General features: G+C 59.3%; 23 protein-coding genes and 3 pseudogenes. 12 read left to right on the plus strand and 14 right to left on the minus strand.

Annotated elements, in window-relative coordinates; genetic code table 11:
• A partial coding sequence (locus EO99_RS0119335) for a CHASE3 domain-containing protein (protein ID WP_156034906.1) occupies positions 1–901 on the minus strand: 901 nt, incomplete at its 3' end.
• A 492-nt stretch (positions 902–1,393) separates the two neighbouring features.
• On the opposite strand from EO99_RS0119335, the gene EO99_RS0119340 reads away from it, so the two are divergent.
• Positions 1,394–2,089, plus strand: coding sequence for an Ntn hydrolase family protein (locus EO99_RS0119340; protein ID WP_029620237.1), 696 nt, complete (start codon positions 1,394–1,396; stop codon positions 2,087–2,089).
• Between the two features lie 137 nt (positions 2,090–2,226).
• Here EO99_RS0119340 and EO99_RS0119345 read toward each other — a convergent pair whose 3' ends face one another.
• A complete protein-coding gene (locus EO99_RS0119345) occupies positions 2,227–2,634 on the minus strand; it encodes a VOC family protein (RefSeq protein ID WP_210165090.1) in 408 nt (135 codons plus the stop codon).
• A 342-nt stretch (positions 2,635–2,976) separates the two neighbouring features.
• Between EO99_RS0119345 and EO99_RS26865 the strand changes: the two genes are divergently transcribed.
• Positions 2,977–3,282 carry a VOC family protein gene (locus tag EO99_RS26865; RefSeq protein ID WP_235776874.1) on the plus strand — a complete coding sequence of 102 codons (306 nt, stop codon included), beginning with the start codon at positions 2,977–2,979 and terminating at the stop codon, positions 3,280–3,282.
• A gap of 262 nt (positions 3,283–3,544) precedes the next feature.
• Here the strand turns inward: EO99_RS26865 and EO99_RS0119355 are convergent, their stop codons facing one another.
• The 3 genes from EO99_RS0119355 to EO99_RS0119365 form a co-directional block, all read right to left on the minus strand.
• Entirely contained in the window at positions 3,545–3,916 is a 372-nt protein-coding gene (locus tag EO99_RS0119355; protein WP_029620240.1) for a DUF1330 domain-containing protein, read from the minus strand.
• A gap of 46 nt (positions 3,917–3,962) precedes the next feature.
• A complete protein-coding gene (locus tag EO99_RS0119360) occupies positions 3,963–4,682 on the minus strand; it encodes a helix-turn-helix transcriptional regulator (RefSeq protein ID WP_029620241.1) in 720 nt (239 codons plus the stop codon).
• 172 nt (positions 4,683–4,854) lie between these two features.
• On the minus strand, positions 4,855–5,781 hold the full coding sequence (locus tag EO99_RS0119365; protein WP_235776875.1) for an AraC family transcriptional regulator: 927 nt from the start codon (positions 5,779–5,781) through the stop codon (positions 4,855–4,857).
• A 67-nt stretch (positions 5,782–5,848) separates the two neighbouring features.
• Here EO99_RS0119365 and EO99_RS0119370 point away from each other — a divergent pair, with 67 nt between their 5' ends.
• The 4 genes from EO99_RS0119370 (at position 5,849) to EO99_RS25925 (ending at position 8,459) form a co-directional block, all read left to right on the plus strand.
• Entirely contained in the window at positions 5,849–6,586 is a 738-nt protein-coding gene (locus tag EO99_RS0119370; protein WP_029620243.1) for an SDR family oxidoreductase, read from the plus strand.
• Positions 6,587–6,922: 336 nt separating this feature from the next.
• Positions 6,923–7,255, plus strand: coding sequence for a hypothetical protein (locus EO99_RS0119375; protein ID WP_029620244.1), 333 nt, complete (start codon positions 6,923–6,925; stop codon positions 7,253–7,255).
• 86 nt (positions 7,256–7,341) lie between these two features.
• Positions 7,342–7,845: a hypothetical protein gene (locus tag EO99_RS0119380; protein ID WP_235776876.1), complete on the plus strand. Its 504-nt coding sequence runs from the start codon at positions 7,342–7,344 to the stop codon at positions 7,843–7,845.
• Between the two features lie 173 nt (positions 7,846–8,018).
• Positions 8,019–8,459: a hypothetical protein gene (locus EO99_RS25925; protein ID WP_051679964.1), complete on the plus strand. Its 441-nt coding sequence runs from the start codon at positions 8,019–8,021 to the stop codon at positions 8,457–8,459.
• Between the two features lie 61 nt (positions 8,460–8,520).
• On the opposite strand, the gene EO99_RS0119390 is transcribed toward EO99_RS25925, so the two are convergent.
• A complete protein-coding gene (locus EO99_RS0119390) occupies positions 8,521–8,997 on the minus strand; it encodes a DUF2269 family protein (RefSeq protein WP_029620246.1) in 477 nt (158 codons plus the stop codon).
• Positions 8,997–10,289, minus strand: coding sequence for an SDR family oxidoreductase (locus EO99_RS0119395; RefSeq protein ID WP_029620247.1), 1,293 nt, complete (start codon positions 10,287–10,289; stop codon positions 8,997–8,999). The genes EO99_RS0119390 and EO99_RS0119395 overlap by 1 nt, the downstream gene beginning before the upstream one ends.
• Positions 10,290–10,504: 215 nt before the next feature.
• On the opposite strand from EO99_RS0119395, the pseudogene EO99_RS25930 reads away from it, so the two are divergent.
• The 4 genes and pseudogenes from EO99_RS25930 to EO99_RS28500 all read left to right on the plus strand — a co-directional run bounded on the left by EO99_RS25930 (position 10,505) and on the right by EO99_RS28500 (position 12,276).
• A pseudogene (locus EO99_RS25930) lies at positions 10,505–10,925 on the plus strand (thiol-disulfide oxidoreductase DCC family protein).
• 514 nt (positions 10,926–11,439) lie between these two features.
• Complete coding sequence (locus tag EO99_RS26870; protein ID WP_077067126.1) at positions 11,440–11,679, plus strand: antitoxin MazE family protein; 240 nt, start codon at positions 11,440–11,442, stop codon at positions 11,677–11,679.
• Positions 11,676–12,023 (plus strand): annotated as a pseudogene (locus tag EO99_RS25935) (type II toxin-antitoxin system PemK/MazF family toxin). The gene EO99_RS26870 and the pseudogene EO99_RS25935 overlap by 4 nt, the downstream one beginning before the upstream one ends.
• A gap of 124 nt (positions 12,024–12,147) precedes the next feature.
• Positions 12,148–12,276 (plus strand): hypothetical protein, encoded by a 129-nt coding sequence (locus EO99_RS28500; protein ID WP_268871309.1) that lies wholly within the window; start codon positions 12,148–12,150, stop codon positions 12,274–12,276.
• A 279-nt stretch (positions 12,277–12,555) separates the two neighbouring features.
• Here the strand turns inward: EO99_RS28500 and pdxY are convergent, their stop codons facing one another.
• The 3 genes and pseudogenes from pdxY to EO99_RS0119425 all read right to left on the minus strand — a co-directional run bounded on the left by pdxY (position 12,556) and on the right by EO99_RS0119425 (position 15,285).
• Positions 12,556–13,404: a pyridoxal kinase PdxY gene (gene pdxY, locus EO99_RS0119420; RefSeq protein ID WP_029620249.1), complete on the minus strand. Its 849-nt coding sequence runs from the start codon at positions 13,402–13,404 to the stop codon at positions 12,556–12,558.
• A gap of 181 nt (positions 13,405–13,585) precedes the next feature.
• Positions 13,586–13,783, minus strand: a pseudogene (locus EO99_RS28690) (GNAT family N-acetyltransferase); the annotation flags it as partial.
• A gap of 221 nt (positions 13,784–14,004) precedes the next feature.
• On the minus strand, positions 14,005–15,285 hold the full coding sequence (locus tag EO99_RS0119425; RefSeq protein ID WP_029620250.1) for an MFS transporter: 1,281 nt from the start codon (positions 15,283–15,285) through the stop codon (positions 14,005–14,007).
• Positions 15,286–15,666: 381 nt separating this feature from the next.
• Between EO99_RS0119425 and EO99_RS0119430 the strand changes: the two genes are divergently transcribed.
• Positions 15,667–16,665, plus strand: a complete 999-nt coding sequence (locus EO99_RS0119430; protein ID WP_051679980.1) for a sensor histidine kinase — start codon at positions 15,667–15,669, stop codon at positions 16,663–16,665.
• 42 nt (positions 16,666–16,707) lie between these two features.
• Here EO99_RS0119430 and EO99_RS0119435 read toward each other — a convergent pair whose 3' ends face one another.
• The 3 genes from EO99_RS0119435 to EO99_RS0119445 form a co-directional block, all read right to left on the minus strand.
• Entirely contained in the window at positions 16,708–18,837 is a 2,130-nt protein-coding gene (locus EO99_RS0119435; protein ID WP_029620252.1) for a histidine kinase dimerization/phosphoacceptor domain -containing protein, read from the minus strand.
• A 149-nt stretch (positions 18,838–18,986) separates the two neighbouring features.
• A complete protein-coding gene (locus EO99_RS0119440) occupies positions 18,987–19,439 on the minus strand; it encodes a response regulator (protein ID WP_029620253.1) in 453 nt (150 codons plus the stop codon).
• Positions 19,436–20,527 (minus strand): histidine kinase dimerization/phosphoacceptor domain -containing protein, encoded by a 1,092-nt coding sequence (locus EO99_RS0119445; RefSeq protein WP_029620254.1) that lies wholly within the window; start codon positions 20,525–20,527, stop codon positions 19,436–19,438. Before EO99_RS0119445 ends, EO99_RS0119440 begins: the two co-directional genes overlap by 4 nt.
• Positions 20,528–20,991: 464 nt before the next feature.
• Between EO99_RS0119445 and EO99_RS0119455 the strand changes: the two genes are divergently transcribed.
• On the plus strand, positions 20,992–21,183 hold the full coding sequence (locus tag EO99_RS0119455) for a CsbD family protein (protein WP_029620256.1): 192 nt from the start codon (positions 20,992–20,994) through the stop codon (positions 21,181–21,183).
• A gap of 203 nt (positions 21,184–21,386) precedes the next feature.
• On the opposite strand, the gene EO99_RS0119460 is transcribed toward EO99_RS0119455, so the two are convergent.
• Positions 21,387–22,613 carry an aminotransferase class I/II-fold pyridoxal phosphate-dependent enzyme gene (locus EO99_RS0119460; protein WP_235776877.1) on the minus strand — a complete coding sequence of 409 codons (1,227 nt, stop codon included), beginning with the start codon at positions 22,611–22,613 and terminating at the stop codon, positions 21,387–21,389.
• Between the last annotated feature and the right edge of the window lie 26 nt (positions 22,614–22,639).

Here is a 22,639-nt window from a genome sequence, read left to right on the forward strand (position 1 = left end):
TGGTCGCCTGCGCCATGGCTTCGGCGCGGATATGCTCCTGCTCGGCCGTCCTGCGACGCTGTTCTTCCGACTGAGACCGCTGTGCATTTGCTTCCTGCTCCAGTCGACGATTTTCCAGCGCGTTGGTGCGAAAGACCTCCACGGCCGCGGCCATCTCGCCGATCTCGTCCGTGCGACCAGCATAGGGGATCACCGTATCAGCATCACCGCCTGCGAGCCTCTTCATTGACGCGGTAATCGCCTGAATCGGCCGGATCATAGTCGCCGAGAGCAGCACCAGCGACGTTGCTATAATAATGATGGTAGCCGTAATGCCGACAACAATGCTCCAGAAGGTCCGGCTGGCCGCATCCGCAGAAGCCGCGGCGCGCGCATCGAGCAGCGAGGCTTCTTCGTCGGAGATCTGCTTTGCGATTGCTCGGATAGAATCCATGTGTAGTTTGCCGGCACCTGATATCTCCATGGCGCGAGCCTGTTCAACAGTGGCGGCATTTCGCATCAAGGCGATTTCCTTGGCCAACACGTCTGTGCTCCAGGCCTTCACCTCGGCATCGAGGTCCGCAAGCCGCTGCTGTTGCTTGACATTGTCAGACGTCAAGCTTTTGGCCAGATTGAAGGCTGCCTGGAACTGCGCCTCTCCAGCCCTCTGAGGCTCGAGGAATTTCTCGTCTCCCGCCAACAAGTAGCCGCGCAGGCCGGTCTCCTGGTTGACCATTCCCGAGATCATGTCGTCGACCGCTCGAAGAACTCTGAATGTGTGCTCGGTCCAGCGAGTGGCCTCCTGCTGGTGGGTGGAGGAGTTGACGCTGATAAGGTTGACTGCAATGCCAACAAGAAGGATCACGCTGAACGTAATGACAAGTTTTGTCATCGTTCGAAGATTTGCAATTAGGCCGAGCACCGACTTTTCTCCTATGTCTGAAAGATGCTCTTTGAGAGCTTCAGAAGATCTGTCGGCAGACTACCTGCGAACCCTATTCCCCTCTTTGCGTTCAAAGACGCAGATAACCTATCTCGCGTGCATTAATTTATAGTTTAGTGGAGCGGCATATAGGCGAGCGCCGCTCCACGTGCCGGTGAGACGCTCCGAGACCTCCTCCGGAAGGGCGGCAAAGACCGAACTGCCGCCAGAGGCATGTGCGTGCCTGGCTTCATTGGCAGACAGGTCCACTTGCCGAAGCAGCGTAAACCGGACCCGGGTCGACAGAATCTTGAAGCACCGCAGCAACGAAGTCAGCCGTAGCCGGGCGCTCGGTGGAACGAGGCGGGGGGCGAAGGCGTATAGGTGGGGCGGAGAACGCGGCATGTCGCATTGCCGTGATCGGCAAGGCATGAATGCTCGGACCTCAGGGCCGACAGGTATGTCCAAGGCCTAGCTTGAGAGGACTGATAGATGACTGTCGTGCTTGCAACCGTGTGCCAAGATGGAGTGGTACTCGGCTCGGATTCCCAGATCACCGACAAGGGACGAGGTATGACCTATCCCGCCGAGAAGCTTCACCCACTGGGAAAGACGGCCGCATGGGGCGGCAGTGGCGCACGATCCGTGCTGACGGACGTAAAGCGGTGTTTCAATGAAAAAAGCGCTGCGATCCTGGAAGCCCCCGACATCGGTCGCGCCCTGCAGGAACAGGTCCTGCCCATCCTTCGTCATCACTACGAGACCTTTATCCCTGACGTGCCGGGCGAGGAGGGCGGCGGGACGCCATCGGCCTATGTGATGGCCGCCGGATGGCGAGATGGGGAGCCTTGGATCATCGAAATAACGCCCTCCGGCATGATCGGGCACTACGCCGATATCGGCTTCCACGCTATTGGAAGCGGCGCGCCTATGGCACAACAGGCTGGCTCGCTGCTGTCCCACTTCCACCTGGCCAAGCGGTCAGTGCGTTTCGGCTGCGCCGCGGTGCTGCGCGTCCTGCACGCGCTTGACCTCACCTCCGCCAGCGTCGGCAAGCCGTTCAGCTTGTGTCGGATCGACGCGGAAGGGGCCCACCACCTCAGTGAGGAAGAAATCAAGGAAGTGGGCGATGTGGTGAGCCGATGGGAAGACGCAGAACAGGCGGTCATCGCCAAGATATTCGATTGATCGCGACCGGCCGAGAACCGGCTGCGCCCCGTCGCATCTTCAGCGCCTGCGGCTTGAACCTCGGGGTGGGCTTTGCTGGTTTCATGGGAAAGGCCGCAAGTCCAAAGGCGCGCCCGCTTGCGGGCAGAGGCGGGTGATTACGCCGAGAATTCATCTGGACGAGATTCGCCCGGATCGAAACGCAGCGCAGGATGGACATTGGCGGTCATCAACAGGTTCCCATCCGGGTCGTTGAACGTGAAGAACGCACCATCGACTATCGGGGTGACGTTAGCAGCCCCTATGCTCAGGGCATGGCTGCGAGCTCCGCCGAGATCACTGGTGTTGAAATGGAAGATAGGTTTGCCGGCATGGGGTCCTTTGAAGTCCTTGCTATCCAGCAGCAACCCCGTGCTGCCTTTCATGGAGAGCACATATAGATGCCCAAAAAGGACATCTCCTGCGGGCGGCCGGCTCAAGAGACGGCAGTACCAGTCCCGTGCAGCTTCGATATCCCGGACCGGAATAAAAACACCGCCAATTTCACTCTCAATCACATAGCCCACGGACGACCTCCTTTCGAATCCAGCCCTCAAGCACAGCAGGCTCGCCTATAATAGATTATGAGGTGAGCGAAAACGGTATGACAGCTCGATGTGTGAACTGGAGGAGGTGTCAGCTCTCGCAAGCCTGAGACCTGTCTTTGGCCACAGCCGCGCCCCCAAGCCTTGCCCGGGTTTCGGCAGCTTTGACCGCCAGCCTTGGCATGGCGGCTCGAATGGTCGAAGGCAAACCACCTCAATTTCATGTTCTCGACCGAAGGACGCAGATCTGCCAGCCGATGGGATCATTGAGCTTGCGGTTGATATGGCCCATCTTGGGATAGATATTCTTATCCTGCGCTGGGGATGGAGCAGGTCTGGTGCGGCTCATCACTGATCGTATTGTGGGATGTAACCGATCCCGGCGGGCGAAAAGCAGCTCCTTCGGTGGTGGGCGGTCGCAATGTCGACCATATTTGCATAGCGACCACTCCTTTCGACCACGAAGCACTGCGTACGCATCTGGAAGACCACGGCGTCACGATAATTCAGGAAGCCTATCATGGTGGTGCTCGGGGTATGGGGCACTCGTTCTATATCCATGACCCTTTCGGCAATAAGATCGAGATCAAAGGTCCCGTGGATTACCCCGATGGACGTTCGAGAGATTGACACAACCCATCCCAAGACGGATCCGCCGGCACCATCCTGTCACCATCGATCCAGACATGGTTGGAGGTGTAGCATTGGGCGGCGATATTGATTTCGTCGACACCCATGTGTCGTGGGGAACAGGCGAAGGCAGACAGGCTCTCGCCGAACGGCACCGTCTGGATCGGAGGTGCCGCGGCTGACCTTGAAGCAATCGAGGTGATCACTCGCGTTGAACGGTAATCATGCTCGACCGCGATCAACAGGCCCAAGAGTGCCTGTCTCACACGAAATTCGCGGAATACTTCAAGGGTTGCAGTATGATGTCTATCAGCGCAGATTTCCCGACCTGGAAGGCGGCTTGATATTCCGGATCGTCGACCATCGCCTTGAAGGCTGTTCGGTTCGGATATTGCACCAGCAAGACCGTATCCCATCCCTTTGTATCGCCCACCGTCAGGACAGGAAGGCCGTCGCCACGGAAGAGGATTTTTGCACCGAAGCGATCCAAAATGGGTTCAGCCATTTCCAGATATTCAAGATGGCGTTCACGACCGCCATCGGGATCGAACCGCAACAGGTTCAGCATCACGATGGCGGAGTCATCGTTGGCGGTAAGGAAATCGGCGAACGCGGCAGGTGAAAATGCAATCATTGAATCATCCTCTGATATGGCACGGAAAGTGAGTGCTTCATCAAAGCTAGCGTCCCGTTGCGTCAGAATCTGTCAGCAGCGAACGCCAGTCACGATCCTGCTCTTGCCAGCGCTTCATGAGAGAATGGCGGCGCTCTGGATAGCGCTCCTCCAGTAGGTTGATACCCCGGACACGATCCACCCGGAAGTGGCGGAAAGCCGACCTGAGTTCGCACCAGGCTGCGAGAATGCGCACATCATCAAAATAGACGAGGGCAAACGGCCAGATGGTTCGGCTCGACAGGGAGCCAGACGCGTCCTCGTAGTCGATGATAGCCTTCCGTTGCCGACGGATAGCGTCTCTCATTGGCGTGACATGCCCTGGATCCTTTCGCTGGGACGCCGTGGCGGCCATCAACAGAGGCGGTGCTGCGGCACCGGACAAGGCGCCGCCAGCCCTTGCCGAAAAAATCTTGGCCAAAGCGCTGCTGCCGCTTTGAGCCAAAGCAGGATCGGCTCGCTGCTGCACCCATTCCAAACCGAGGACGAGGGCATCCAGTTCGTCTGCCGAAAAAGCAAAATGGGGAAGGAAAAATCCTTCCTTCAGACGATAGCCAACGCCCGCCTGTCCGTCGAGAGGCGCTCCGAGGAGCCGCAAGGTCTCGATATCTCGGTACACACTTCGCGGAGATATCCCAAGTTCCGACGCCAGGTCGGTGGCGGTTACCGGTACGCGTCTTGCGCGAAGCACACTCAGCATTTCAAAAAGTCGACTCGTTCTCGACATCTACAAGTCCTCACTCGACACCGTCGAAGGTTGATAGCCCGCCTCTCTCGAGTTCGCCGCTTGCAGGCAACGACGGCGATGGCGGTCGCCGGCAAGTGCGGCAGGCAATTCCCAGCCCACGACCGGCGACGGTGGACAGGAGTCATGGCTGCGACAACCCTCGCAAAGTCTGTCAGCAGCCATCCGATCGTGGCGTGCGCCCAAGGGTTCGCTTGAAGGCATGCGAAAAGGCGCTTTGCGAGTTATAGCCGACTGCGGTGGCAACTGACGCGACGGTCTGGCCCGTGTTCAGCTTTCGCTGCGCCAGAACCATGCGCCAGCGGGTCAGGTAGTCGAGAGGTGGGCGGCCGACACGCTCCGTGAAGCGCTGCGCGAAGGCCGAGCGTGACATGCCGACCTCCGACGCCAGCATTGGAACTGTCCAACGGTAAGCGACATCGGCGTGCAACAGTCTGAGGGCCTTGCCGATCCGTGGGTCGGCCAGTGCGGTGATCCACCCGACACTGGTGGTCGGACTGGTGGCGACGAAAGCTCGGACGGCTGCGATGACAAGGATTTCCGCCAGTCGCTCGGCCATGAGCGATCCGCCAAGTTCCGCGCTAGCGACCTCCGACCTCAGGACTTTCAGCGTCCTTGCGACAGCCTCGGCGGTGGACGAGGTCCGGTCGACGCGCAGAAAGCTCGGAAGCGCATCCAGAACGAACGCGGCGCTGCCATCCGCAAAGCCGCTGCCGCCGCCCATCAAGGCCGTCTCGTCTCCAGTGCCGAGGCGCACCATGTCGTGTCCTGGCAAAGCGTAGAGCGGCATGCCATCGATCGGTTCGATCGCCGGGTCACTCGCCACCGTGTAGCGCGTGTTGCTGATGAGAACGACATCGCCTTCCACAAGCACAGTCGGAGAATGATCCGGAAGCAGAAGCCAGCATCGGCCTTTCGTGACGGCGACGAACTTCAATCGCGTTCGCCCATCGAAGGCGAGTGCCCACTCTCCCGCCGCTTCGAGGCCGGTGCCGCGAACGCTTCGCGCGCCGAGCGCGGCAAGAACCTCGGAGAAGGGATCGGGAGTGATTTCGGCGGATTGCGACAAAGACATGGTCATTCAGGTATAGAACATCCGGCCTGCGTCCCATAGGTCTGGCTTTTCATTCAGAAGATGGAGCCATATCGTGACCATAGAGAACAAGATCGTTGCCATCACCGGAGCCGGGCGGGGCATCGGGCGGGCAACCGCTCTTCATCTGGCGGCGCGCGGTGCGCGGCTTGTGCTTGGTGCGCGAAGCGAAGCGGAGATCGCCGCTGTGGCAGGAGAGATCGAAGCGGCGGGCGGCGAAGCCATATATCTGGCAACCGACGTCACCAGACGCGCGGATCTGGACAGGCTGGTCAACTCTGCCTGCGAGCGTTTCGGGCGGCTCGATGTCATCATCAACAATGCGGGCATCGGGCCGCTCTCGCGTTTCGACGCTCTGAAGGTCGATGACTGGGAAGCCATGATCGACGTGAACCTGAAGGGCGCGCTCTACGGCATCGCTGCAGCCTTGCCCGTGTTTGGTCGTCAGACCAGCGGGCACGTCATCAACATCATATCAACGGCCGGCATCAAAATCGTACCGACGATGGGCGTCTACGCTGCGACCAAGAATGCGTTGCGGACAGCCACCGAAGCACTGCGGCAGGAATCGGGTCAGAACCTGCGCGTGACGGAAATATCGCCAGGTTTCATCGACACGACCTTCGCGGATGCCGCCATAGCCGATCCGGACATCAGGGCAGCGATCCTAAAGCGCAAGGAAGAGCTTGCCATTTCACCTGATGCGATTGCACGGGCGATAGCCTTCGCAATCGAACAACCCAACGGCGTCGAAATCGGCAGCATCGTCGTGCGCCCGACCGCACAGGATTGACGAATTATTCTTGCCGCTTGCCGAAGGCAATTGCAGTGCTGGCTCAACGCTGCCGTAGCCCGCTTTTGCACCCAAGCCGTGGTTAAATTATTGATCTGCATGTTGGAGATGGGGAAGAGCAGGCCGGAAGCTGAAGCCCGATATGCTTGTCCCCCTCCGACGCCAGCCACTCACTCAAACGTAGAATACAGACCGATCTTCCCAGACCCTGCCTTTGAGACAGAAGAAGGTCCGACGCATGCAGTCTCGAAGGGTTCACGAGGGCCCATGTCGGCATGAGCCTTGCCAGCGCGGTGAAGGCCGCATATATATGTGAAGCAAACGAAGGGTTGCTCGATGTTGAAGAACACGACCATGAACCTACCAGATGAATTGGTTGCCAAGGTTCGAGCTTACGCTGCGCAAAATCGAACAACTATGACGGCGATCGTGCGCGAGCATTTTGAAGCAATCACTGAACCAGACAGGGAAATCTCCGACGAGGACCCACTTCTGGCTTACTCAAAAGGGCTGCTCTCCAGACGAGAGGCTGTTCGCCGCCTCGGTCTGAGGGACTACGCCGACCTGCTCGTCGCGCTGGGTGATGCTGACCTTCCCATGCCGCTCCCTCCGGCACACGAAATCGAAAACCAGGCTGCCACCTTCGCGAAGCTTTGGAGGGCTGGATGAGGAGATGCACGATCATCCTACCCGATGCCGGTCCAATCAATAGCCTGTGGGTGGCTGGTCGACTTGATCTCCTACTCGAGCTGGACATGCAGATTGTTATCGTTGATGCAGTCTACGACGAACTCACCAGCGATCTTTCCTACCTCAAAGACGCCGAAGTGAAAGATTTCATCGATGGCAACTCTCCACCTTTCCTGATCGAGCGGACGGACATAGGTGAGGACGAACGGCAAAAGCGGCGGCTTGGCCAAAAGCTCAAGAAAAACGCAGGAGAACTCGCGATGGTCGACTTCGTCTCCGACGAAGGAGGCCTCGAACGCTATCTCAAGGCCAATGAACCTGTCGCGATCCTATTCGAGGACGCTGGCCTGAGGGTGTTCAACAGACCGCCGAATCTCCACCTGATCTCAACGGTGGGGCTGCTCCGTGGATTGGAAAATCTGGGCATCATCGCATCAGCTGACGAGGTGATCGAGGAAATGCTTCATCCCACCAAACCCGGCAGAAGGCTTGAGGATGCGCGAAGGTTCACCGATCTTCCTGACGGAGTCGATGAACCCGCAGCGATTGGCAGCTCTTGGAAACCGTGATTGAGAGCCCCCCGTGCTTTATCGCCACATTGCGGGTCAGCATTTTCGTTAATCTTGCTATCTTGCCTACCAATTCTCGGGTTATGCCTACTATGGAAGCAAGCTCGGATGGGTGACCGTTGTGTCACAACCCGACCCAGGAATGCCGCCTATGGGTCGTGCACGAGGGAGAAATGACGGCGGCGAAACAGGTTGCGGTGGGGGAGTTTCCCGACGCTGAGTCCTGCCTCAAAGCCGTTCCAGCCGATCTCTCGTCAGACGAGCGCCTCCTATGGATGAACTGGGAGCGAATACAGAAAGACGCCGAAGCGGAAGTCTGCATGTTCCGCCTGCTGGGCTCATACCAGGATTTATCGCATGCAACAGCATGGTTCGAAGTCCAAGGGTTTGAGGTCCATGAGCAGTTTAGCAGCGCCAATCCCAGTGTCGAGAGAGATGGCAAGAAGAGGGTGGCAGCCCAATATTCTATCCGCAAGAATGGTCCAAAGTTTCCGGCCCGAGGCGCCGTCCGGCGAATGTTTCGATCAATTTCTTACAGCATGAGCATCAATTCGACATGGTCACCGGACGGTAAGCAGCTATTGGGCGTAACCGTCAGTTACTTGACCCTTTAACGCCGGATGTCCGAACCGGGTCTATCTGCCGGCACTGGCGTTTGTCGCCGACAGTTGTCTGTTAGAAGCGGATATCAGGCTTCATCAGCATCAGCCATAATATCCCGGTCACTGCCAAGAATGCCGGAAAGCCGCAAGCAAACCAAATTCGATAGAGATGGTACCAGTGCTCCGGCAGACGCTCCCCACGGGCGGCAGCCACGCGAGCCATGTCCCGCAATCGGATTTGTATCAAGACGACTGGCAACCAGAAAAAACCGGTGACGATATAGAGGATGAGCGACAGTACGATCCACCCTTCCGTCAGCGACCAGCCGACCGACTGGGCCAGAAGATACCCGGTGATTGGCTGAACGATAACAGTCGTCGCTGTAAACACCGTGTCAGCGACGACAACGGTGCCAGAGACATGGGCGATCAGGGACGGGTCATTGGTTCGGCGTGCCATGACCATGAAAAAGGCAATGCCGGCCCCGGTACCGAGTAGCACCGTCGCTCCCAGAACGTGAATTAGGCGCAGCCATTCTCCAAACGCCATTACCGTTCGTCCAGTGTGGCAAGTGCAACGAGGCACAGGGGCAGGAATGGCAGGACTTTCACGAGAGGACCTAAGGGGTCGAGCCAGAGGTCGGGTTGCAACAGCGTGCCTCCAAGCAGGTACGACAACGCCACCGCAAGCATCCCGATCAGCGCGTTTCTGGTGAAGGGCCGGACAAGAACGAGCAGTCCCAGCGCGATGTCCACCGCGCACGTGGCGAGTGTCAGCGCTATGGACGTAGACGGCGTCATGAAAGGCAGGAAGTGCGCTGCAGCACGGGAAGCGTCTAGCAGCGGGATCAACCCTGAGAGCAGCCAAAACGCCGAAAGACTGGCGATAACGACCGGCTTCAATAGGTACAACCGAGCAAACCACAGGTCTTGGACACCGGCTGGGTGTGCATCAAGCGCCTGCCGAGCCGTCTGAAGCGTCGGCCCTGCGGTGGCGTCGCCAGTTCTTGGTTGGCTGATTACCCCCTGCTCCATAACCACCATTGCCGTCGAGCGCAGCGGGGATCGCCAACCGAGCCGACCTGCGAGATCGGCCAGCAGCGTGCAGACGCGGCCTATGCTTGATGGAACGCGGAAGACGGTCGCAGACGGGAGCCCAAGCCATTGGCGGTGTAGTTGCACCAGTTGCGCCAGTGTCAGGCGCTCCGATGCCGCCAAATCGACGTCGGCTCCGCTTGTGATATTGCCCTCAACCGCCTCGAGGACTTGTTGAGCGACGTCGTCAACAGCGACCGTTTGTACAAGGCTGTCGGCATGGATAAGCGGAAGGACGAAAGGCGCGCTGGCCAAAGCGCGGATCAGGGCGCTGCCCCCATGGGCGTTCCTTCCAAGGACAAGTGCTGGCCTCAGGATGACATATTCAACGCCGCTTGACTTCAAAGCATCATCAGCGCGGCGTTTGGTCGCCAAGAATGGCAGGTAGTCGAGCTTGGGGACGGCGGGGGCCGAGATTTGCACGATCCGTTTGCCGCCCGCCAATAAGGCACTCTCGTACAGCGCGCGCATGGACCTCTCCTGCGTCGCCGCAAGATCATCTGCAGGTCCGTCCTGGAGAGCGCCGGCGCAGTTGACGATGACGGCGTGGTCCTCAACCAGTTCTTGCCAGTCCGCGATGCCCGTCAAGGTGGCGAGATCGCGCTTCAGCCACCTCGCTGCGGGCCATCTGAGCGCTGCGCGATCTGGATTTCTCGAAAGCCCGGTAACCTCATGTCCAGCCGACATCAGGCGCATGAGGATCGAGGAGCCGATGAAGCCGTTCGCGCCCAAAAGGAGAATTTTCATCGACAAGCTTCAACTCTGTTACCGCATCCGCTGTATAGACCAAAGCCACCTCGGCACCGCAAGCGGAGAATGTCGCAAAGTCGACGGTTCGGCATCAGCTTGGTGGCGACCCCGTCAGGATGTGGCAGTTCCAACCGCCGGTTCCCCTTACGTTTGTTGCCGACCTTGCGGATGAATGTTTGTCGGCGCGTCGAAACCCGTTACAACATCGTACGATGGCAACGATCAACACAGCAACCACGTCTGCCGGCCCCATCATTCTGTTCGACGCCGAATGCGTGTTGTGCTCGGCCAACGCTCGTTTCGTTCTGGAGCGGGATCATGCCGCGATTTTCCGACTGGCATCTATGCAGGGCGACATCGGGCAGGCTCTCTATCGCAAGCACGGGATGGACCCGAACGAACCGACAAGCATGCTGGTTGTGGAGGGCGATCGAACGTCGCGACAGCGATGCCGTTATCAGCATCTATGAGCGGCTTGGGTTTCCTTGGTCGCTCGTCTGGATATTCCGCAGTGTGCCCCCCTCGCTACGTGATCCCATCTACCGCTTGGTGGCAAGAAACCGGTATCGTTTGTTCGGTCGACGCGACAGTTGCTGGATAGCCCCAGAGCAGTACAGAGACCGCATCCTTTGACCGGAACGGCTCATCAATCCGATGGTTACGTGGGACAGAAGCGTCCCCGGATGAGGGTCATGATCCTGGGTGGGTACGGTGTGTTCGGTGGGCGGCTGATCGAACTTCTGAGTGACATCGATGAACTCGTGCTTGTCGTCTGCGGCCGCAGCCTGGAGCCCGCACGGGAGTTCTGCGCCCTTTATGGAGGTGCGGCGCGGGTTGAGCCTCTGGCCCTCGACGATTCTAATCTCTCGAAGGCACCTCGGGCAAACGAGCGCAGACTTGGTCGCAGACGCCTCAAGACCATTAAGCTCCGCTTCGCGGGGTCGATCGCAAGGATATGCACCTGTGTCATCTGCCCTTCCTCCGTGAGCGCCACCATGGCTCTAGGCAGGCACCATAGGCCGATGCCGCCGGAGGGGGCATCCACCCCCTCAGTTCAGACCGTAGTCCTGGATCCTCTTAACAGAAGAGTCGCGAACAGCGTCGGCTTGTGATAGGTTACATGTAACCTGCTGTGATGGGGCCTGCCATGCCCTCTGTTTCCAATCCCAAGCCTTCCCGCGTGAAGGTGAGCGAGTATCGAGCGCGTCTGCGTGCGCAAGGCCTGCGCCCAATTCAAATCTGGGTGCCAGACGTCCGTGCACCGTCATTCAAGACGGAAGCACATCGGCAGTCGCTCGCCGTGGCGACAAGTGATGATGCATTGAGTGATCAGGCGTTTATTGATGCGGTGTCCGACATCGATTTCGAACATGGCGATGATGCATGAGGCGCGGCGACATATGGACTGTCTCTGGTGGCAAGGATTAGGCGGGCAAACCTCGCCCTGTTGTCGTTGTGCAAGACGAGGCATTTGACGCCACGGATTCCATCACTGTCTGCGCCTTCACCACGGACGAGACTGACGCGCCCCTGTTCCGTCTGCCCGTGGAGCCGAACGAGCGCAATAGCTTGCATTCGCCGCGCCGGTTGATGGTGGACAAGATCACGACGGTTCCCAAATCCAAGCTGGGAACAAGAGTCGGCCGGCTGGACGATGAGGATATCGTACGGCTCAATCAGGCGGTTCTCGTGTTTCTTGGTCTGGCAGGTTCACCAAAGGCGAAGACGTAGCAGGCGAAGATTTCCGCCGTCCCTTCGACGCTTCGCGACAGGCTGCGACAGTCGATAATTTCCTGCTTTTCCTCGTCTTGTCTCCGGTTCTTATGGTCTTTCCATCCTGGAAAGGCAGGTCAACATGGACGGAGCGAGAAAGAGCAGGGAGCGGCAAACGGCAATGAACGCCCTGCGGACGCTGGATGCGGTGCCGAAGAGCCGCGCCGCTCTACGGGCGACCACCTCGATCGAGTTGGCGGTTGCGTCGTGAACCTCATTGGTAAGAGCAGGAGACTTGTAACGCACTTACGCCAGTCGGCCCAAGGAGAGGGACAACCCACTAAGCGCCAGGCGCTTCGAGCGCGGGCTATTGACCGGGACCTGATCCGCGGAGAGCATTTTGGCCAGCGGCGTATTTCTGCGCCGCATCCAAAGGCGGGACACAGGGCAGCTCCGACCAGCAACCTGCACAAAGTCGAAACCTCTTGCCAAACCGGAGCCGTCCAAACATGGCGCTTGTGACCCATGACGGAGCCGGCCCAAAGGCGGTTCAAAGTTTGAGTGGCTCAAACACGGTGGATGGCTGTACCAATTCGTCCTGGGCCTCCACCATCAACAATTCTTTCGAAGAGGCCTCGAAGGTGCGCCGGAGCAGTCCGTAGACGGAGGATCCCGCGGCCCGGAGCGCTGCCGCCGCCGAGCCCGTCCGCTTCAAGTGCAGGAAGAACAGGGCGGCGATAGCATCCCCGGCTCCATTTAGCGATACATCTAGACGCGGTGTGCGTAGCAGGAAGCGGCCGTCCGGTCCGGAGGCGACAAGATCGATAGAGGCTACAGGCGTCTCGTCCGTGAGAACAGAGGTGACGAGAATCACCTTCGGCCCCTTGGCGTGCAGGCGCTCGCAGGCAGCCAGAACATCCGTTTGCGAGACGACGGTATGTCCCGTGAGGAATTCCAGCTCGAACTGGTTGGGTGTCACGATGTCGGCCGCCGGGACCGCTGCATCACGCATAAATTCGGGGATGCCGGGACGTACGAAGACGCCGCGACCCACATCCCCGATCACCGGATCGCAGCAATAATCCGCACGTGGATTCGCCACCCGCACTCGCCCCACTGCGTTGAGGATTGCGGCGCCGGTTTCCGCCGAGCCCATATAGCCCGACAGCACTCCGTCGCAGGCGACGAGACGCCCGCGATCCTCAATTCCCTCGACCAGTTCTCCGATCAATGAGGCCTCGAACACCTGGCCGCGCCATGCCCCATAGCCGGTATGGTTGGAGAACTGCACCGTATGGATTGGCCAAACCTCCACCCCGAGCCGCTGGAGCGGGAAGACGGCGGACGAATTGCCCACATGCCCGTAGGCAACATGCGACTGGATCGACAAAAGGTTCATGGTCGACCGTATAGCATCCGTTCGGGCGTGACGAAAGCGATGGCTTGTGGGAGAAACGTCTTAGCGAGTTGCTCCTAACCCCGAGGTTTTTCTGCTCTTGTTGCAACCGCTCGCGGCCGGCGCCCGGCGTTATCGGCTCGTGGCCATGAGGGGGCTGGGCCGGTTGGCTTCGATCATTTTTCCAACCGGCTTGCCCGTAGAAGCGCACCGCCTCGCAGGCGGCGTAAACTTCTGATGTCTTTATGTGGCGCGTCCGGGCAGTCCACTCGACAGCGTGCGTGATAGTTCGCTCCAGCCCTTGCTGCTGTCGCTTTGGGACAATCGCAACCATGCGGACCACGGGACGCCAGTTTTCGACGTTGTCGAGACGAACTGCGCCAACGGGATGCGTCTTGCCGACAAAGGATCAAAGGAGGGTTCGACGGTCGACGGTCATCAAGGTGCAGGTCGTCGGACCAGCCACTCCGGAAATTTCAAACGATCCGTGCCGCCACATCTGATGACAGGCCTCTCTTCAGATTGGTTTGATAGCGGTGCGAGCTCCATGAGCAGCTGATGGCATGAGGGTGATCATAAGGATCGCCGGCGCTGTTTGCACTATCACGGCTGGCGCTGTCCAGCGGAGGCAGCTGTCGACGCAACTTCAGCTTTCTGCCGTCCGTATAGGAATGCAATCACCGCCAGAAACTGGATCGCTGCCGCGACTATGAAGACGGCGGGATCAGAGACCGTTCGGACAAGCCCGAAAATTGCCGGTGCAAGGGCATATGTCGCCTGGCTGAGGGCCACGATCAGCGGCACCACGCGGGAGACATCGGCTTTGTCGAATTCCACCTGGGCGATGAGAGGCGGAAGCGACGTGGCGTTGCCAATGCCGAGCCCGAAAAGCAGCACCCCGCCGATCATGGCAGCGGCACTGTCTCCACCCGCTACCAGCAGCATCAGGGCGCCGATGATCTGAACGCCGTAGCTTGCAGACGCAATCAGGCGGCGGTCTGCCGAGATCGGCATCAGCCAGCCGATGCCGGTGCGCCCGACGATTGCCGAGAGGGTAGCACCACCCATCAGCAGGCCCGTTGTCTGCGATCCGAAGGCCGGAACCATGATCGAAAACAGATGAGCGAGCAGTCCGATCTGCGCAAACAAACCGGCCGCCATGCCTGCTGCGAGCGTGAGGAAGCGGCGGTCGTGCCATAGCGAACCGCGTCGTGCGGGCGCCGCGAGTGCGGGAGGCGTCAGTGGCGCCGCTGAATCTGGCTGTGCTCCGTCCGGAGATTGTCCCAAGCCCTCGGGAGATTTGGAAAATGCCACAACAGACAGAGCGACCACGGTGGTGACCATCGTGATACCGATGAGGGTGGCTGCCTGTGAGAACCCGCTCGTGGCAATGAGCATGACCCATAGGGGCGAAAAGACCACGCCACCCACACTCGCCCCATTGTAGGCCATGGACAGTGCTGCCGGGCGGGCGCGAACAAACCAGGGCGCGATAATTGTATTCACCGCCGCCGCGCCCATCGCGACCCAGCCCGTTCCACTCAGGAGAGCGGCGGTAAACAGCTGCCAGGGCTGATCAGCGAGAGACCACGCGGCGACACCGATGGCGAGAAGAACCGCACCAGTGATGGTGACATACGGGATCCCCGCAACCCGATAGAGTCGAGGAAGATTGGCAACCGCTGCCGCGCCGACAAGAAAATGCAGCGTCACGGCAGTCGAGACGAGCGCAACGGACCATCCCGTCCGCTGGACCACCATTTGCAGGTAGATCGGCGGTCCATAAAACCCCACGCCCCAGCCAAACACGGCCAGCACAAAGGTTGCAGCGACCACATGCCAGCCGAAGAAGGCGGCCGTCCTGAATGATGGGCAAGATGTCAAGACTCGGAGCTCCGATGGCGATACGCCGTTATGACAGCTGGCTGGGAGCAAAGCTTCGGTTACGATCGAAGTGTGGGCGTTTTGGCTCTTCCGCAGCCGCGCCGGCGATGGTGGCTATGGCAAGCACCATCGAACAGGGGGTGAACCCGGTCATGCCGGGGATGGCAAGGAATGCCTCTCCTGCGCAGATGAAACTATTGAGCTATCGCCGCTTCCAGGAAAGACCTGTAGTACCTAAAGGGCGTTCGAATGACTGCCCGGTCGGGCGCAATTCATTTGCCGCTTGCAACAAACTCGGGGTTGTCTCGTTACGGCTGCACTACAGAAGTTCACATTGAACAGGATCCGAGACTTCAGTTTCACCGCGACGCGAGAATGCACATGTTCAAACCCGGCGGGGGCAAAGGCCGGCGCAAGAGCCTCAGCGAGGCCCGGCTTGCCGCGATTGTCGACAGCTCGTCAGATGCCATCATCAGTCTGGATCTGACTGGCGCCATCGTCAGTTGGAACTTGGCCGCGCAAAAGCTGTTTGGCCACACCGCCGATCAGATGATTGGAAATTTGATCTTCATTCTCATTCCAGAAGAGCGGCATGCAGACGAGGTGAAGATCCTTCGACGCCTGGAGTTGGGTGAGAGGATTGAGACTTTCGAGACGACACGCCGCACCCGCGACGGCACTCTGGTTCATGTCTCCATCACCATCTCACCCATCAGGGACAAGCGAGGCGGCATCATCGGTGCTTCAAATATCGCGCGAGAAATCACCGAGAGCAGGGAAAAGGAACGGCGTCTGAAGCTGTTGCTGAGGGAGATCAATCACCGGGTCAAGAACCAGTATGCGGTCATACTTGCTGTCATTGGCCAGACAGCTGCGCGCGAGCAGGACATCAAGATATTCGAGACGCGTGTCCGCGAAAGGATCATGGCGCTGTCGCACTCGCAGGACCTGCTGTCATCCGTCGATTGGGCCGGGGTTGACCTGAGGCATCTGATCTCCCATCAGCTCAAGGGAGCTGGTTCGGACGAACTGGTTTCGATGTCAGGTCCTGAAATTCTGCTTAACGCCAACGCCGTTTTGAACCTCGGCATGGCGCTGCATGAACTGGTGGTAAATCGCATTAAGTTCTCTGGACCGCACCAATCTGATGTTGAGCTGTCGTGGGCGATAGACCCTCTGTCCGACGGCGCGCAATTTCAGATCACCTGGAGCGAGACCTGCATGAAAGAGCCTGACCTTCTCGCGCACGAAAATGGATTTGGTGCGCTGGTCTTGAAGCGCATCGTTGCTGCAGCTCTGCGGGGCTCAAGCTCCTGGACCGCGCGTGAAGGACGGATCGTCTGGACATTGGCCGCACCGCTGTCGCACGTTCAATTCTGACCAGGCTCACCACCCGGCTACCCCGACGGGCACACCGGGCATCTAGGCGCCCTGGATGGGCGCCGTTACCACTGTCCTCAGCCCAGGATGGTTGTCTTCCTCATCGATGTGCCCACCCAATCGCTCCACGATGGCCGCCAGCATCCGAGATCCAAAGCCATAACCTGCGGCCGTCTCGACGGCCTTGCCATTGCCACGATCGGAGACGCTCAGTCGCAGCGATGCTCTATGCTGCTCCAGATCAATGGCAAGGGGTCCGGGATTTCCATCATAGGCGTATTTGTTGGCATTGATGATGAGTTCGGTAAGGATCAACCCAATATTGATGGCGCGGTCCGTGGCAACGAGAATGGGTGCCAGATTAAGTTCAATTTGGTGTGCCCAACCGTCGTCCATGGTTGACAGTGTTTCGTTGCAGAGATCCGCGAGATACCGGCCGAGATCAATGACTTCCGAGCTGTCGTCCTTGTAGAGCCTGCGGTGGACAAGCGCGACAGCAGTCAGGCGTTTTTGCGCTTCATCCAGATGTGCCTTTGACGGCGCGTCGTTTGCGCTTCTTGCCTGAAGGCGCAGGAACGCCGATACAAGTTGCAGGCTGTTCTGCACCCGGTGGTTGACCTCCTTCAAAAGGAAGTCCTTCTGAAGCATCAGCGCCTCGTTCTCTTTCAGCGTCGTCGCCAACTCGCGGTTCAGCTCGCGCATGCGACGATTGTTGCGATAGTCCAGCATGAGGCGAACGACGCGCGCGGCGGCTTCGGTTTCAGCGAGCGTCCAGGGTCTTGACTTGCCTTTGACCGTTTCCGTCCAATCCGCAAATGACGTCCGTGGCGTAAGCGGTGATCCATCGCCCGGATTGCCCTTGTGGGGGTTGCCCGCCCATGTGACCACCTCGAGATGCTCGGCCCTGAACCATAGCAAAATCGTTGGCACCTCGGTCGACATCGTCACGGCCAGCAGCCCGCTGGCAAGGTTGGCGTAGACGGCCGCCTCTGGATAGCTGGTCTGCAGAGACTGTGTGGCCATGGGCTGGACAGCCGCCGGGACACGGACATGCTCAGCAATCGCTCTGATATCGATCTTGTCGGGCACTTTGCCGAATGTGTAGAGATCCTGCCCCTGAATCGCTGCAAAGCCGTCGGCGCTGACGAGCCGGGCAAGCTCACCCCCACTTCTTTCAAAGAACGCCATCAAAGACTTGTCCGTGCCGAGGCGGCTCATGACAGCATCTTCCTGAGACCGCAGTCGCAGACGCTCTCGATAGAATTCGCCGTCCGTTTTTCCCTTGATCTGCCGGGCAAGCGAGGAAGCGAGCGCCTGTACTGCCACCTGGACACTGCGGGGAATGTGCTTGGGGGTCGGGTTGTGGCAGGCAATCAGTCCCCACAGGATCCCGTCCCTGACAATGGAGATCGATGCCGAGGCTCCAACCCCCATATTCCTCAGATACTGGATATGGATCGGCGAGACGCTCCGCAGTGTGGAGTCGCTGAGATCGAGAGCAGCGAGCTCTTCCTTGAACGGCCTGATCGGTGCCGGCTGATAGTCGACATCAGCAATCACACGCACTCGGTTGCGAATGTAGAGCGCCCTGGCCTGACGGGGGATATCGGAGGCCGGGAAGTGATGGTTCAGAAAACTGTCGGACTGCACGTCCGTGCTCTCGGCAATGACCACGCCGGAGTCATCATCGAGAAACCTGTAGACCATGATCCGCGCATACCCGGTCATCTCCCGGAACCGATGCGCCGCTGTAAAACACAGGTCCGACAGCGTCGACGCGCGCTCAAACTCGGTGGCGGCCATATCAAGGTCGTAGACATAGGTGAAGTCGATGTCGTCTTCGCGCGTGCGCGGCTCCAGCTCGATGATCACGTAGTCACCGCTGCGATAGGCTACCGCGTTCATCTCTCGGGTCTTGCCTTGCACGCGGCCGAGCGATGTCAGCCTGCCCGTGGTGATCGTTTCCCACAGGTCATCAAGGTTCACCCCCAGGAGACCGCCTGCAGACGCCCCCTGCCAGCTGCCGCCAAAATGGTCTTCGACCGGACCTGCGCCCGCGACGATCGTCCTGCTATCGCTGGCTGTGACCAGCATCACGCCGTAGGGCTGTATCGAGCCGGGTGTGTGGATAGGCTCTCTTTCACACGCAGCAAGCGCCGGATCAATGCTCATCAGGGTCTCATCTAACAAATCGCGTTCCTTCCCTGGGGCAAGTGGCCCACCCGATCGCCCAGAACATTAAAGGAACACGGCAGAGATCTCAACACCCGCGGATCGGTGAATACCGGTCTGCGGCTGAGGGCTGCGTCCCCCGCGCCCGGTCATTGGCTGCATGGCGCCGCAAAGGCAGGCGAAGCTGTGAAGCTGTTGGGTCGTAGTTCCCCCTGGGGCGGGTCACAGACGCGTGCCTGAATATACTTGATAGCGGCCAGAAAACCGTTATGCGACAGGGGCTTCGGAATCACACCATGTGCTCCGCCGAAATCCTCGGGGATGATCTTGGGATTTGCGGTGACAAAGACAATGATCGTCTCCGGCCAGCGCTGCTGGATGAGCTTGGAGACGTCAAGGCCACTGGTCTTGCGGCCAAGCTGGATGTCGACGAAGGCGACATCGGGTTCCAGCCCATTGTCCCAATCCTCCGCGTCATAGAGAGAGGCTGCCTCGGCAATCACCTTGTGACCGGCCTCTTCCACCATCATTTCCATGTCCATGGCAATCAGCGGTTCATCTTCAACAATCATGATCTTGAGCGGGGGCGTGGGTCGGTTCATGCGAAACTCACAGGGATCGTTAGGGTTGCGGTGAGGCCTGTCAAGGAATGGTCCCACGCCACCTTGGCGTCGAGTTGCGCGCTCAGGCGCGAAACCAGCTTGAGACTCAAAGGGGGGAGCGTGTTTTGGGGGGGCTTGTGCGAAAGTTCGTTGCCCACCACGATCGTTATGTGGTCATCGCTGGCCGCGCATCGAAGACGCACCGACTTGATCGGCGTAGGGGGGTTGAACAGGTGCAGAAGGATTTCGTTGAGCAACAGGCCAAAAGAGGTGGCTTGCCCTGCCGGGAGAAGAGCCGTTTGAACATCGGAATGGAGAAAGACGTGCTTGAAGCGGCTGGCGCTGATGGCGTCTTGAACGATGTTTGACGCGAATGACGACACGTCAAAATAACGTACATCGTCCGCCTGGTAGAGCCTGCGGTGTACTGCCGCCATGGCGTCGACCCGTTCCATGGTCAACCGCAGTGCCTTGCGCACGTTCGGATCGTCGGAATCCCTGATCTGCATGCGCAGCAAGGAGCCGATCACCGAAAGATTGTTCTTCACCCGGTGATCAACCTCGTGCAGCAGCATGGCTTGCGCCTCGACCGATGCTTCCAGATCGGCCGTTCGAACCCGCACCTCATGCTCGACCTGCTCCTTTTGATCGATCACACGCTGCTGGGCATCGACGCGCTGGCTGACATCGAGCTGGGAGGCGAAGAAGAACTGGATGTCTCCGTTGCCGCCGCGCACGGGGCTCAGGTACAGCGCGTTCCAGAACGGAGTGCCGTCCTTGCGGTAATTGAGAATGTCGTCGGAAAAGTCATCGCCGCGTTTCACGGCATCACGGATCCTCGCAACCGTCGCGGGATCCGTTTCGGCACCCTGAAGGAAGCGGCAGTTTCGGCCGATGCATTCTTCGCGACTGTAGCCAGTCAGGGCCTGGAATGCTTCGTTGACGAAAACAATGGGATTGTCAGCTTGGCCCGGATCTGTGACCACCATTGGCATGCGGGTAGCGCGAACGGCAGCTGCAAAAGGATCGCCGCGACCCTGCTCGTTGTGCAGCACGTCGGTGAGCTGCCAGTCATGTCTTTGTTCCATACCAACCTGATAGTTCGGCTGCGCTTGATTTTCTTGAGAACGAAGGCCGGAGAAGAATGTTCCCCGTTGCATTGATAGGCAAGAGGCGCACGCACGCAGGCAAGACTCAGTGGCACTTCATTATGGTAGTCAGACCTAAAATTCCAGCGGTTGCTGCTGTGCTTCGGTCATATAGGCGCCAATTGTCATCTGCAGGCGACCGAAGCTGGAGAGAAGCGCCGTCCACCTGAATTTCGGCCTGAAGCTCTCTCCGGCCCAGAAATGGACGCCCGAAGATGGCGTCGAGGCTCTGCTTCTTCATACTGGCTGCGTTTCCGCGTGGCTGTCGCGACGCGGAACAATGCGTGCCGCCAGACATTGTATAGGCAAGCGGACGTTTAAGCGGCTGATGATGGACTTTCCCGGCGTTTTGACCGGATAGCGACTTCGATGCCGCGCGTAACCGCGAGACAAGGAGAATGATCATGGGTTCGACATCCGACAAGATTTCCGGCAAAGCCAATGAGTTGACCGGCCAGGCCAATCAGGCTGTAGGCGACGCCACGGACAACCACAGCATGGAAAACAAAGGTGCCGCGCAGGAAGCCAAGGGCGATGCGCAGCAGGCCAAGGGCAAAGCCAAAGACGCCGCCAAGAACATTGTCGACAAGACCTGAACCACCCATCGTGTCTGATCTTGAGGCCCGCCATTGCGCGGGCCTTTTTGTTGTCCGATGAGGACGCCAGCCGCAAAGACACTGTCGCGCCAGGAGACGCCTGTCCGAGGGTTTCGCGCAGCCGCTCTCGACTTGGGCAGAGGCGTGAGGCCTGCAGTCTGCACGATGGCCGCGTTGACGGGTCGGGATTTCTCCTGCCAAGCTCACAGGATCGGCGTCCGGATTTCATCGATGATCCCGGCGATCGCGGCTACCAGGTCCCTGATCTGCTGTTGTGAATGGTCGCTCGTCAGGCAGATACGAAGCCCCGCCTCGCCACGGGCGACGGTGGGAAAGAAGATGGCCGAGGTGTAAAAGCCCTGCTCCAGCAGTTGTCGCGCCGCGGCAACCGCAAGCAGTTCATCGCCGATCCGCACGGTGCGAATGGGCAGGATGGACGAAGCCTGGTCTGTCGGCAGGAGCGTGTCCAGCAGGACAAGATTGTTTCGCAGCGACTGTTGGCGCTTCCAAAGTTCCGCTGTCCGGTGGATGGCCGCAGACGCCAACGCGGCCCCAATTGCGGCCGTGTTGAGTGACGCGGAAAAGGCATAGGCGATGGCAAAGCGGCGAAACAGTAACTCCTGGCGGGCGGTGCCGAGCATGACCATTCCTCCCGAAGCACCAAATCCCTTCCCCAGAGAGGCGGCAACGATCGTCCGCTCGCCAAGCGGCCCCAGAGCGCTGCGGGCAAAGCCGGCCCCGTGCCGGCCTTCGATCGAAATGCCGTGCGCGTCGTCGACGTAGAGGAACAGCCCATATTTGTCCTGCAGGGATCGCAGCGCCTCCAGGGGCGCATGACCGCCCATCGAATAGACGCCGTCACAGATGTAGGCGACCTGCTGATGGCTCTTGCACAGGGCTTCCAGTGCGTCGAGATCGTTGTGGACAATCGTTTCGACAGGGGTTTCCTCGGCGACAACGGCCTTGTGGTGCGCCAGCGTCGCATGAGCCAGTCGATCAAAAACCATCACCGGCTTGCGCCCGCTCGTCATGTGACCGGACGCCAGAAGCGGCAGCGCGCTCATGTTGGCGGCCAGTACGGTGGTAAAGGTGACGACCTTGGCGTCGAACAGGCTCGAAAGCTCCGCCTCCAGATCCCCCAGGACGCTGAAGTTCAGTCGTGTGCGGGCGCAGGACCAGTGCAGGGCACCACTGTCTTGCACGGTCCTGGCGGCGCCCTCGGTGATGGATGGATGATTGTCGAGGCCAAGGTAGGAGCAGCGGACGAAGTCGACGACGGTCTTGCCGGTGGCCGGCAGATGGACGTAGCGCCCTGTCATCGGAGCGGCGTAGAGTGCCATGATGCCCTGATAGTGCGCGGCCTCAAAGGACCTGCTGGCCGCGTCGATCATCGCCGCTGTGTTGCGCCCGCTCCGATGTTGCGCGCTCATTTGCTCTTTTCGCATGGCTTGCCTCC

The sequence above is a fragment of the Pseudorhizobium marinum genome (assembly GCF_000705355.1).
Lineage (GTDB): Bacteria > Pseudomonadota > Alphaproteobacteria > Rhizobiales > Rhizobiaceae > Neorhizobium > Neorhizobium pelagicum.